Genomic DNA, 12,482 nt, shown 5'->3' on the forward strand with positions numbered 1-12,482 from the left:
GCGCGTCACCGGCGGAAGCTCTCGGCCGCGCGCCTCTTCGGCATCCCGCAGAATGGATGGCGATAGGTGTGCCCGAGACACGCGAGACAGGTCGGGTGCGCGGACGTCGATGCGGCCCACAGGTCCGCTCCGCCCGCCGCCCGTGGCTTCGCTCCCGCCCCTCGGCCGGCGCACCCGTGAGACGGCGTAGGAGAGAAGCGAGACCTGTGAGTGCTGCGACGACGCGAAGCGGTACCCCGCGTACCCCGCGAGCCACGCGTATCCCCGACCGCCTGTGCGCGGAGGCCGTAGACCTCGCGCGGGAGGCCGCCGAGGAGGCGGCCTTCCCCGGAATCGTCGGCGCCCACGTCGAAGCGGTCGCCGAGGGTGACCGGGTCGTCACCCATTACTTCGAGTCCAAGGAACCCGGCTACCGCGGCTGGCGCTGGGCGGTGACGGTCACCCGCGCCTCCCGCGCCAAGAACGTCACGCTTGACGAAACCGTCCTGCTGCCCGGCTCCGACGCCCTCCTGGCCCCCGAGTGGGTGCCGTGGAGCGAGCGGCTCCGCCCCGGCGACATGGGCCCCGGCGACCTGCTGCCGACCGAGCAGGACGACCTGCGCCTGGAACCCGGCTACTCGGGCGAGGACGTGCCGCCGCCGAACTCCGCGGTGTCGGAGGAGCTCGCCGACCACCTCGACGTCGAGGATGCCGAGATCGTCACCCGCGCCCCGTCGCGCAGCACGATCGCCGCGGTCGCCGACGAACTCGGCATGCGCCGGGCCCGGGTCCTCTCCCGGTACGGCCTGCACATGGCCGCCGACCGCTGGGACGAGGCCTTCGGCGCCCGCACCCCGATGGCCCAGGCCGCCCCGGCCACCTGCGAGTCCTGCGCCTTCCTGGTGCCGCTCGACGGCTCCCTGAAGCAGGCCTTCGGCATCTGCGCCAACGAGTTCTCCCCGGCCGACGGCCGGGTCGTCTCTCTCTCGTACGGCTGCGGCGGCCACTCGGAGGCCGCGATCATGCCGAAGCCGCCGCGCCCGGCGCCGCCGGTGCTCGACTCGATGGCGGCGGACGCGTTCCCCCTCCGCCCGGCCAAGGACTCCGGCTCCACCACGGAACCGGACGCGACGTCGGAAGACCTGGGCCACTCCTGACCCGGGGGGCCGCGCCCCCGCCGTGTGGGCAATCGTCCCGCTGGGCGATGGGGGTCCCCCGGACGAAGTCTGGGGGAGGGTGGGCACACGGGACGGCGCCCCCTGCCGGGCCTAGGCCCCTTGTGCCTGGGCCCGTACCCCGTGTGCGGCGCCGTGTGCCCACCCGCGCCCCCGCCGTCCCCCCTCCCGCCGCGCGGTACCTTCGGGCCCCCGGGTCCTGAGGTCCGGGGACCGATCATCGCCCCGCAGAGTGGAGTCAGACGTGAGCGTCAGCGTCCGGACGACGACCGACGGAACCGATCCCTTCGGAACCGCCCGGCTGCGGCGGGGGGTGCTCGACGCCTGGGGCGCGTCGCCCGCCCGGTTCCGGGAGGACGCCAACGCCGAGGAGGACCTCGCCCTCGGCGGCTACCGCGACCGCCTCGTCGTGGAACTCGCCCAGAACGCCGCCGACGCCGCCCACCGCGCCGGCGTCACCGGCCGTCTCCGTCTCACCCTCCACCCGGCGGACCACGAGGGCCCGGCGATCCTCGCCGCCGCCAACACCGGCGCCCCGCTGGACGCGGCCGGCGCCGAGTCGCTGTCCACGCTCCGGGCGTCGGCGAAGCGCGAGCAGACGGACGGCGCCGTCGGCCGTTTCGGCGTCGGCTTCGCCGCCGTCCTCGCGGTCACCGACGAGCCCGCCGTCCTCGGCCGTCACGGCGGCGTCCGCTGGTCCCTCGCGGAGGCCCGCGAACTGGCCGCCGGGACCGCGGAGTCCAGCCCGGGCCTCGGCGACGAACTGCGCCGCCGCGACGGCCACGTACCCCTGCTGCGGCTTCCGCTGCCCGCCGAGGGCACCGCTCCCGACGGCTACGACACCGTCGTCGTCCTCCCGTTGCGCGACACGGCCGCCCGCGACCTGGCGGAACGCCTCCTCGCCGCCGTCGACGACGCCCTCCTCCTCACCCTTCCGGGTCTCGCCGAGATCGTCGTGGAGACACCGGAGGGGGTACGGACCCTCCGCCGCTCCGAGGACGACGGCTACGTCCGGATCGAGGACACCGGCACCGGCACCGACACCGCCACCCACCGCTGGCGCACCGTCTCCCACGGCGGCCCCCTCGACGCCGAACTCCTGAAGGACCGCCCGGTCGAGGAGCGCCTCCGCCCCCACTGGTCGGTCACCTGGGCCGTACCCGTGGACGCGGAGGGAGCCCCGCGCTACCCGCGTACGACTCCGGTGGTGCACGCCCCCACGCCCACCGACGAGCCCCTGGGCATCCCCGCGCTCCTCATCGCCTCCCTGCCGCTGGACACCGCCCGGCGGCACCCGGCGCCCGGCCCGCTCACCGACTTCCTGGTGCAGCGCGCGGCCGACGCGTACGCCGAACTGCTCGCCGAATGGCAGCCGGTGACGACCGCCACGCTCGACCTCGTCCCCGGTCCGCTCGGCAAGGGGCCCCTCGACGGGGCGCTGCGCGAGGCGATCCTGGACCGGCTGCCGAGGGTCGCGTTCCTGGCGCCGGCCGCGCCCTCCGAGGAGCTTCCGGCGCTCCGCCCGATCGAGGCGGAGGTCGCCGAGGGCGCGGGCGCGGACACGGTGGACGTCCTCGCCGAGGTGTTCCCGACCCTCCTCCCGGCCGGTCTCGAACGGCGTCCGGAGCTCCGGACCCTGGGCGTCGGCCGCGTCCCCCTCACCGAGGCGATCGACCGCCTGGCCGGCGTGGACCGGGCCCCGACGTGGTGGTGGCGGCTCTACGACTCCCTGGCCGGCGTCGACCCGGACCGCCTGTCGGGCCTCCCGGTGCCGCTGGCGGCGCCGGACGCGGCGGACGGCGCCCGGATCCGTACGGCGATCGGCCCCCGCCAGGTCCTCCTGCCCCAGGACAGGACCCCGGCGGAGCTGACCCGCCTCGGCCTGAAGGTCGCCCACCCGGAGGCCGCCCACCCGCTCCTGGAGAAGCTGGGCGCCCTGCCCGCCACGCCCCGCGCGGTCCTGACGACCCCGCAGGTACGGGCGGCGGTCGCGGCCTCCCTCGACGCGGGCGAGATCTGGGACGAGGACGGGGACGCCCTCGACGCGGACGAACTCGTCGAGACCGTCCTCGCGCTCGTACGGGACGCGGAGCTCGACCCGGGCGAGGAGCCCTGGCTGGGCGCCCTGGCCCTCCCCGACGAGGACGGCGAACTCTCCCCGGCGGGTGAGCTGGTGATGCCCGGCTCGGCGTTCGCCGCCGTCATGCGCGAGGACGAACTCGCCTACGTCGACGGGGACCTGGCCGCCCGCTGGGGCGAACAGCCCCTCGCCGCCTGCGGCGTCCTCGCCACCTTCGCGCTGGTCCGCGCCACCGACCTGCTCCTCGACCCGGACGAGGTCGAACCCCGCGAGGGCGACTACCCGGAGCCCGACGACGCCGGACTCCTCGACGCGGTCGACGTGTGGTGCGAGGACGTCCTCGACCGGCTGCCGGAGTCGCCGGTGCCGCCGGTGGCGACGGAGATCGTGGCCGTACGGGACCTGGACCTGGTCGACGACGACGCCTGGCCGCAGGCGCTCGCCCTCCTCGCGCAGCCGCCCCTGCGGGACGCCCTGACCCAGCCCGTACGGGTGCTGCTGCCCGACGGCACGACGGAGACGGTCCGCTCGTACACGGCGTGGTGGCTCCGCGACCACCCCGTCCTCGACGGCCGGCGCCCGGCCGGACTGCGCGCGGCGGGCTCGGACCCGCTCCTGACCGGCCTGTACGACTCCGCCGACGCGACCGGCTTCGAGGACGAGCAGGTCCTCCGCGCCCTGGGCGTCCGCACCTCGGTCGCCGCCCTCCTCGACGAACCGGGCGGCGCGGCCGAACTCCTGACCCGCCTGGCGGACCCGGAGCGCGAGGTCACGGACGCCCAACTCCTCGCCCTGTACACGGCCCTGGCCGACCTGGACCCGGAGCAGGTGACGCTCCCGGACGAGGTGCGCGCGGTCGTGGACGGCGCCGTGGTCGTCGTCGACGCGTCGGAGGCCATGGTGGCCGACGCCCCGGACCTCCTGCCGCTGGCGGGCGGCGTGCCGCTGCTCCCGGTGTCGCCGGCGCGGGCGGCGGACCTGGCGGACCTGTTCCAGGTGCGGCGCCTCAGCGAGGCCGTGGAGGCGGAGGTGGCGACGGTGGGCGAGGAGCACGAGGTGCCGGAACCGGTCCGGACCCTCCTGGGCCCGTCGACCCCCACCACGTACATCGAGCACGAGGAACTCCTGGCGGCGGGCACCGAACTCGACTGGCGCCGCACGCCGGACGGCACGGTCCACGCCTCCACCCTGGAGGGCGTGGCGGCGGGTCTGGCCTGGGCGGCGGGCCAGTGGCCGCGCCGGTTCGAGGTGGCGGCGCTCCTGGAGGACCCGTCGAGGACGGCGGAACTGGCGCGGGACCGCTGGTTCGACTGATCGGGACCGAGGAGAGGGCGGCACGGGGGACGTACGGCCCGCGGGCACGGCCGAGGTCCCCCGGGCCCTCACTCCCGCCGGGGAGTGAGGGAGCAGACGCCGTCGACGCACTGGCGCTCCAGACGGCCGCGGGAGACCGTCTGGACCAGGCCCACCAGCCAGCAGGTCGGGCAGCCCCGGAAGGGGATCAGGGCCAGGGGTGCCGCAAGGAGGGTGACCGGGCCGGCCAGCGGCACCAGGGCGACCGAGGCGATGATCAGCCCGAAGCCGAGGGCGCCGCGCGCGAGATGGCGGGGAACGGAGCTGCTGGCGAAGTCCCTCCGGGGTGGGGTGGTGTTCACGATCGTGCGTCTCCTTCGGTCGCCGCCAGGGAGTGGCGCAGTGCCGCACGGGCGCGGTGCAGCCGCGACTTCATCGCGGCCGTGCTCAGACCGAGCGCGTCGGCGACGGTCCTGCCGGGCAGGCCCTGGACGTCCCGCAGGACGAGGACCCGCCGCTGGTCGAGGGGGAGGGCGCGGAGCGCGGCGGCGATGCGCTCCGCCTCGAGGCGGTGCAGTACGGCGTCCTCGGCGGACGCCTCGGGCGCGGGCTCCGCCTCGTCGCTCCGCGTGACGAGGAACCGCACCTGCCGGAGGCATTCGTTGCGCACGATCCGGAACATCCACGAGGCGAGCGCGCCGGTGGCCCGCAGGGTGCCGATCTTCCGGTAGAGGATGATCAGCGCCTCCTGCGCCGCGTCCTCCGCGTCCTGCGGCGAGGAGCACAGCGAGAGGGCGAACCTGCGGACGTGGGGCTGGGACTCCATGACGACGGTGGTGAGCGACCTGAGGTCGCCGCCCTGGGCGGCCCTGATCAGCCGCTCGTCCGGCCAGGTGAAGCGCCGGTCCGTCCGCGTACGCATTCCGTGAACCCCCCACGCCCGGACGCCGGTCAGCGCCGGCCCTTGTATCGCCGCGTCAGATGCCAGCCGCAGGCGCCGACGAGCAGCGCTCCGATCACCACGAGTCCGGCGATCATCATGAGTCTTTCCTCCCGCTCCCACCGGCCCGTGCGGCCGGTACGGGAACAAGAGACGGCAGACCCCGAAAAGGATTCACCCCCGGCCGCCGCCCGAGGTCTCCGGCCTACGCCGGGAACCTCCTGCTCACCCAGCGCCAGGTGACTTCGAGGAGGAGGCCGCCCGCCGCGGCGATGGAGACGGCCGCCCACGGCATCGTCGTGCCCACCAGTTTCAGGGCGAAGAAGTCCTGGAGCCAGGGCACGACGAGGACCAGGAGGAACGCGCCGCCCATCGTGGCGACCAGGGTGAGGCGCCACCAGGTGTACGGGCGGGCGATGATCGCCAGGACCCACATCGAGACCAGGAAGAGGGTGAGGGTGGCGGCGCTGGTCTCGGCCTCCAGGGCCCCTTCGCCGCTGTAGTGGTGGCGGGCCAGGAGGTACGTGGTGAAGGTGGCCGCCGCCGCGATGACGCCGCCGGGGATCGCGTACCGCATGACCCGCCGTACGAAGTTCGGCTTCGCCCGCTCCTTGTTGGGGGCGAGCGCGAGGAAGAACGCCGGGACGCCGATCGTCAGGGTGGACAGCAGGGTGAGGTGGCGGGGGAGGAACGGGTACTCGACCTGCGAGCACACCACCAGGACCGCGAGGAGGACCGAGTACACCGTCTTCGTGAGGAAGAGCGTGGCGACCCGGGTGATGTTGCCGATGACCCGGCGGCCCTCGGCCACCACCGACGGGAGGGTCGCGAAGGAGTTGTTCAGGAGGACGATCTGGGCGACCGCCCTCGTCGCCTCCGAGCCGGAGCCCATCGAGACGCCGATGTCGGCGTCCTTGAGGGCGAGCACGTCGTTCACGCCGTCGCCCGTCATCGCGACCGTGTGCCCGCGGGACTGGAGCGCCGCCACCATGTCCCGCTTCTGCTGCGGTGTGACCCGGCCGAAGACCGCGTTCTCGTCGAGGACCTTCGCCATCTCCTCCCGGTCGGTGGGGAGGGTGCGGGCGTCCACGGTGTTCGCCGCGCCCGGCATGTCGAGCTTGCCGGCCACCGCGCCGACCGACACCGCGTTGTCGCCCGAGATGACCTTGGTGGCGACGTTCTGTTCGGCGAAGTAGGCGAGGGTGTCGCCGGCGTCGGGCCGGAGCCGCTGCTCCAGCACGACGAGGGCGGTCGGGTGGGCGTCGGCGGCGACCCCGGGGGCGTCGAGCTCGTGCGCCGTACGGGCGAGGAGGAGGACCCGCAGGCCCTGTTCGTTGAGGTGGTCGATCTCGGTGAGGGTGGGGTCGCCGGCGGGCAGGAGCACGTCGGGCGCGCCGAGCAGCCAGGTGGAGTTCTCTCCGTCGCCCTCGCTGAACGCGGCGCCGCTGTACTTCCGCGCCGAGGAGAACGGCAGCGCCTCCGTGCACCGCCACTCCACCGTGTCCGGGTAGGCGTCGATGATGGCCTGGAGGGAGGCGTTGGGGCGGGGGTCGGACTCGCCGAGCGCGCCGAGCACCTTGCGGATGTACGTCTCGTCCGCGCCGTTCAGCGGCCGGAGCTCGGTGACGTCCATGCCGCCCTCGGTGAGCGTGCCCGTCTTGTCGAGGCAGACGACGTCGACGCGGGCGAGGCCCTCGATGGCGGGCAGCTCCTGCACGAGGCACTGTTTCCGGCCAAGGCGTACGACTCCGATAGCGAAGGCGACGGAGGTGAGCAGGACGAGCCCCTCGGGGATCATCGGGACGATGCCGCCGACCGTACGGGCGACCGCGTCCTTGAAGTTGTTGTCCTTGACGACGAGCTGGCTGATGATGAGCCCGATCGCGGTCGGGACCATCATCCACGTCACGTACTTGAGGATCGTGGAGATGCCGCTGCGCAGCTCGGAGTGGACTAGCGTGAAGCGGGAGGCCTCCTCGGCGAGCTGCGCCGCGTAGGCCTCGCGGCCGACCTTGGTGGCGGTGAAGGCGCCGCCGCCGGCGACCACGAACGAGCCGGACATCATCCGGTCGCCCGGCTTTTTCACGACGGGGTCGGCCTCGCCGGTCAGCAGGGACTCGTCGATCTCCAGGCTGTCGGCCTCGGCGACCTCGCCGTCGACGACGACCTTGTCGCCGGGTCCGAGTTCGATGAGGTCGCCGAGGACGATCTCGGCGGTGGAGATCTCGGCGGCCGTGCCGTCGCGCCGGACGGTCGGTTTCGCCTCGCCGATGACGGCGAGTCCGTCGAGCGTCTTCTTGGCGCGGAGTTCCTGGATGATGCCGATGCCGGTGTTGGCGATGATCACGAAGCCGAAGAGGCTGTCCTGGATCGGCGCGACGAAGAGCATGATCACCCAGAGCACGCCGATGATCGCGTTGAAGCGGGTGAAGACGTTGGCGCGGACGATCTCGGTGGTCGAGCGGGAGCTCCGCACCGGTACGTCGTTGACCTCGCCGCGCGCGACGCGTTCGGCGACCTCGGCCGAGGTGAGTCCGGCGGGCCGGTGGACCACGGGTGGGTCCACCGCCTCGGTCTCGCTTCCGTCGGTGTCGATCTTCGCCCGCTGAGTCATGTTCTCGACGGTACGACCGGAACCATCCGTTCACCTGCCGAGAAGGCCGAAGATCAGACCGGGGGAGGAGGGGAATGGTCCCCTGGTGCTACACGGGGCACCCCGGGCCGGGGTCGCGTCACGGGCGAGGGGCGCCGTCGCGGTCGGGGCTGTGTCACGAGCAGGGGTGCGTCACGGCCGGGGGCGCGTCACGAGCCGGGGCGCGCCTCGGGGGTCCCGGCCGGTTCCGCCGCCTGTGCCGCCGCGTGGCGCTTGAGCGCCGCGTCCCGCTTCCGTACGTACCAGATGCCGATCAGCCCGAGTCCGGCGCCGGCCAGGCAGGTCCAGACCCACCAGGTGAGGTCCCGGTCGCCGAACCAGCCGTAGAACGGGACCTGGACGAGGAAGAGGACGAACCAGAGGATCGTTCCGCCGGTGATGGTGGCGACGACGGGCCCTTCGAGGGGCTCGGGTGCCTCGTGCTTCGGTGTCCACTTCGCCATGGGCCCAGTCTAGGTGGCGGGAATCCGGACGCGTCCGCCCATGGTCCACGCGGGTCCGCCGGGGGCCGGGGCCCGCGGCCCACCCGTGTCCCGCCGGGGGTCTACGCGCGGAGATGGACGCTCCCTCATTCATGTGTTCATACTGAAACGGTTTGCCTCTGGCGGGTTTCCTTCGTATGAACCGCCAAAACGGACGTCTCCCGAAGAGGAACCCACCCCCATGAGCACCACGGCCACCGCCAAGGCCACTTCCCCCGAGAGCCCCGATCCCTCGACCTCGGGTCTCGACCGCTACTTCAAGATCTCGCAGCGCGGCTCGACCGTCGCCCGCGAGGTCCGTGGCGGCTTCGCCACCTTCTTCGCGATGGCCTACATCATCGTGCTGAACCCGATCATCCTCGGCAGCGCCAAGGACATGTACGGGAACCAGCTCGACAGCGGCCAGCTCGTCACCGCCACCGTCCTCACAGCGGCGTTCTCGACGCTCCTCATGGGCGTCATCGGCAACGTCCCGATCGCCCTCGCCGCCGGACTCGGCGTCAACACGGTCGTCGCCCTCCAGCTCGCGCCGAAGATGTCCTGGCCCGACGCCATGGGCATGGTCGTCCTCGCCGGTGTCGTCGTGATGCTGCTCGTCGCGACCGGTCTGCGCGAGCGCGTGATGAACGCGGTCCCGGTGGGCCTGCGCAAGGGCATCGCGATCGGTATCGGCCTCTTCATCATGCTGATCGGCCTCGTCGACTCGGGCTTCGTCTCCCGCATCCCCGACGCCGCGCACACCACCGTCCCGCTCCAGCTCGGCGGCGACGGTCACCTCACCGGCTGGCCGGTCCTGGTCTTCGTCCTGGGCACGCTCCTCACCCTCGCGCTGATCATCCGCAAGGTGCCGGGCGCCATCCTCATCTCCATCGTCGTCATGACGATCGTGGCGATGGTGATCAACGCGGTCGCGACCGTCCCGTCCTGGGGTCTGACCACCCCGGAGTGGCCCGGCAACCCGGTCGCCTCGCCCGACTTCGGCCTGGTCGGCGAGGTCAGCCTCTTCGGCGGCTTCGAGAAGGTCGGCTACCTGACCGGCGTCCTCTTCGTCTTCACCGTGCTGCTGTCCTGCTTCTTCGACGCGATGGGCACGATCCTCGGCGTCGGCGACGAGGCCAAGCTGATCGACAAGGACGGCAACTTCCCCGGCATCAACAAGGTCCTGCTCGTCGACGGCCTGGCCGTCGCCTCCGGCGGCGCGACCTCCTCCTCGGCCACCACCTGCTTCGTGGAGTCCACGGCGGGCGTCGGCGAGGGTGCGCGCACGGGTCTGGCCTCGGTCGTGACCGGTGGTCTGTTCTCGGTGGCGCTGTTCCTCACGCCGCTGGCCACGATGGTTCCGTCCCAGGCGGCCACCCCCGCGCTGCTCGCGGTCGGCTTCCTGATCCTGGCCGGTTCGATCAAGGACATCGACTGGAGCGACTTCACCATCGCGGTGCCGGCGTTCCTGGCCATGGTGATGATGCCGTTCACGTACTCGATCACGAACGGCATCGGCATCGGCTTCATCGCGTTCAGCGTGCTGCGTCTCGCGGCCGGACGGGGCCGTGAGGTCCCGGCGGCCATGTACGTCGTGTCGGCGGTCTTCGTCTTCTACTACGCGATGCCGGCGCTCGGCCTCACGTGATCGCGGGGGGTGTCGGTGGCGGTGTCGGCCACCGGCTCCCCGTCCGACTCCCCGTAGAACTTCTCCGTCTCGTCGACGGCGGTCTTGAACCGCTCGTCGAAATCCTCGCGAATGAGCGTCCGGACGACATAGTCCTGGACGCTCATTCCTCTTTTCGCGGCGTGACTCCTGAGCCGGTCGAGCAGCTCACCGTCGATGCGCAGGCTGAGCACTGTCGATCCCATGCCGTTCAGGGTCGGGGCACCCGGGGCCTCTTTGCGTCACTTTCCGGATCCGACTCACTCGTTTGGGTGATACATGGATGCCGAAGCGTGATCTGCGTGCATCCGGTTCACGCGGGGGCGCGGCCGTACGGGTGTGACGCGCGCTACGCCGGCGCGTTCCCGTTGGTATTTAGACAGAGTAATGAGTTAGGCTAACAAACATGCCTGACCTGTCCCACGGCACCGCCGACGACGCCGCGGCCGTGAACGCGCTCCGCTCCTCCGTCATGCGACTGGGCCGACGCCTCAAGCACCAGCGCGTCGACGAGTCGCTGAGCCCCACCGAGATGTCGGTACTCGGCACCCTCGCGCTCTGCGGCTCCGCCACCCCCGGTGAGCTCGCCCGCAAGGAGCACGTCCAGCCGCCGTCGATGACCCGCATCGTCGCGCTGCTCGAAGCCAAGGGACTGGTCCGGCTGGAGCCGCACCCCGACGACCGCCGGCAGAAGGTGGTCAGCCAGACCGAGCAGGCCGAGGCCATGCTCGAAGAGTCCCGCCGCAAGCGGAACGCCTGGCTGGCCACCCTCGCCGAGGGCCTGGACGAGGACGAATGGGCCAAGCTGCGCGCCGCCGCCCCGGTCCTGGAGAAGCTCGCCCACCTGTAATCCACGCGCCAAGGAGGCGACGCACTTTGAGTACGGGACCCGGAGCAGACTCCGCACCCGTCCACAAACCCACCCTCAAGACCCGTGGGCGGGGGGAAACCTTCTCCTCGCTCCGTATCCGCAACTACCGGCTGTTCTTCACCGGAGCGATCGTCTCCAACACCGGTACGTGGATGGCCCGTATCACCCAGGACTGGCTGGTCCTGAGCCTCACCGGCTCGGCCGCCGCCGTCGGCATCACCACAGCCCTGCAGTTCCTGCCGATGCTGCTCTTCGGCCTGTACGGCGGTGTCATCGCCGACCGCTACCCGAAACGGCTCCTGCTGCTCTTCAGCCAGGCCGCCCTCGGCCTCTGCGGCCTCGCGCTCGCCGTCCTCACCCTCTCCGGCAACATCCAGGTCTGGCACGTCTACCTGATCGCCTTCCTCCTCGGCATGGTGACGGTCGTCGACAACCCGGCCCGGCAGTCCTTCGTCTCCGAGATGGTCGGCCCCGACCAGCTCCGCAACGCCGTCTCCCTGAACTCGGCCAACTTCCAGTCCGCGCGGCTCGTCGGCCCCGCCGTCGCCGGTGTCCTCATCGCCGGAGTCGGCAGCGGCTGGGCCTTCCTCCTCAACGGCCTGTCCTTCCTCGCGCCCCTCGTGAGCCTCCTGCTCATGCGGACGAGCGAACTCCACAAGGTGGAGCGCGCCCCGCGCGGCAAGGGCCAGCTCCGGGAGGGCCTGCGGTACGTGGCCGGGCGGCCCGACCTGATCTGGCCGATCGTCCTCGTCGGCTTCATCGGCACCTTCGGGTTCAACTTCCCGATCTGGCTCACCGCCTTCTCCGGCGACGTCTTCCACGTCGGCGCCGGTACGTACGGCTTCCTCAACACCCTCATGGCGGCCGGCTCCCTGGTGGGCGCCCTCGCGGCGGCCCGGCGCGGCTCGACCCGGCTGCGGATGCTGGTGATCGCGGCGGCCGTCTTCGGCGTCCTGGAGATCGCGGCGGCCCTGTCGCCCGCGTTCTGGATGTTCGCGCTGCTGCTCGTACCGATCGGCATGATCGGCCTCACGGTCAACATCACCGCGAACTCCGCCGTCCAGATGGCGACCGACCCGGCCATGCGGGGCCGCGTCATGAGCCTCTACATGATGGTCTTCGCCGGTGGTACGCCGATCGGCGCGCCGCTCCTCGGCTGGGTCACCGACACGTACGGCGCCCGTGTCGGCTTCGCCACCGGCGGCGTGATCTCGCTGACGGCGGCGGTCGTCGTGGGTCTCGTCCTGGCCAGGGTGGGCGGCCTCAAGGTCGCCTGGGCCTGGCGGCACGGGCACCCGCAGGTGCGTTTCGTGGCACGCGAACGGCTGGCGACGGCCGCGTAGCTCTCGGGCGGGCGGCTTCGG

At 72.3% G+C, this 12,482-nt stretch carries 10 protein-coding genes; 5 read left to right on the forward strand and 5 right to left on the reverse strand.

The window, feature by feature from the left end; translation table 11 throughout:
- Positions 1-206: 206 nt before the first annotated feature.
- On the forward strand, positions 207-1,136 hold the full coding sequence (locus tag ABT129_RS21390) for a DUF3027 domain-containing protein (protein WP_351903684.1): 930 nt from the start codon (positions 207-209) through the stop codon (positions 1,134-1,136).
- 250 nt (positions 1,137-1,386) lie between these two features.
- Positions 1,387-4,548 (forward strand): sacsin N-terminal ATP-binding-like domain-containing protein, encoded by a 3,162-nt coding sequence (locus ABT129_RS21395; RefSeq protein ID WP_351903687.1) that lies wholly within the window; start codon positions 1,387-1,389, stop codon positions 4,546-4,548.
- Positions 4,549-4,616: 68 nt separating this feature from the next.
- Here ABT129_RS21395 and ABT129_RS21400 read toward each other — a convergent pair whose 3' ends face one another.
- The 4 genes from ABT129_RS21400 to ABT129_RS21415 form a co-directional block, all read right to left on the reverse strand.
- Positions 4,617-4,892, reverse strand: a complete 276-nt coding sequence (locus ABT129_RS21400) for a hypothetical protein (protein WP_351903842.1) — start codon at positions 4,890-4,892, stop codon at positions 4,617-4,619.
- Positions 4,886-5,449 (reverse strand): RNA polymerase sigma factor, encoded by a 564-nt coding sequence (locus ABT129_RS21405; protein WP_351903690.1) that lies wholly within the window; start codon positions 5,447-5,449, stop codon positions 4,886-4,888. The genes ABT129_RS21400 and ABT129_RS21405 overlap by 7 nt, the downstream gene beginning before the upstream one ends.
- Positions 5,450-5,672: 223 nt before the next feature.
- Complete coding sequence (locus ABT129_RS21410) at positions 5,673-8,081, reverse strand: cation-translocating P-type ATPase (RefSeq protein WP_351903693.1); 2,409 nt, start codon at positions 8,079-8,081, stop codon at positions 5,673-5,675.
- Positions 8,082-8,269: 188 nt separating this feature from the next.
- Complete coding sequence (locus ABT129_RS21415) at positions 8,270-8,563, reverse strand: DUF2530 domain-containing protein (protein ID WP_351903696.1); 294 nt, start codon at positions 8,561-8,563, stop codon at positions 8,270-8,272.
- Between the two features lie 220 nt (positions 8,564-8,783).
- Between ABT129_RS21415 and ABT129_RS21420 the strand changes: the two genes are divergently transcribed.
- Positions 8,784-10,229 (forward strand): NCS2 family permease, encoded by a 1,446-nt coding sequence (locus ABT129_RS21420; RefSeq protein WP_351903699.1) that lies wholly within the window; start codon positions 8,784-8,786, stop codon positions 10,227-10,229.
- Here ABT129_RS21420 and ABT129_RS21425 read toward each other — a convergent pair.
- Complete coding sequence (locus ABT129_RS21425; protein ID WP_351903702.1) at positions 10,199-10,453, reverse strand: hypothetical protein; 255 nt, start codon at positions 10,451-10,453, stop codon at positions 10,199-10,201. The genes ABT129_RS21420 and ABT129_RS21425 overlap by 31 nt on opposite strands.
- Before the next feature lie 200 nt (positions 10,454-10,653).
- Between ABT129_RS21425 and ABT129_RS21430 the strand changes: the two genes are divergently transcribed.
- Positions 10,654-11,097, forward strand: a complete 444-nt coding sequence (locus tag ABT129_RS21430) for a MarR family winged helix-turn-helix transcriptional regulator (RefSeq protein ID WP_015035348.1) — start codon at positions 10,654-10,656, stop codon at positions 11,095-11,097.
- Positions 11,098-11,123: 26 nt separating this feature from the next.
- The gene (locus ABT129_RS21435; protein ID WP_351903705.1) at positions 11,124-12,461 is read left to right on the forward strand and encodes an MFS transporter; all 1,338 of its coding nucleotides are present in this window, start codon (positions 11,124-11,126) and stop codon (positions 12,459-12,461) included.
- Positions 12,462-12,482 lie beyond the last annotated feature (21 nt).

The sequence above is a fragment of the Streptomyces sp. NPDC002057 genome (assembly GCF_040296665.1).
Lineage (GTDB): Bacteria > Actinomycetota > Actinomycetes > Streptomycetales > Streptomycetaceae > Streptomyces.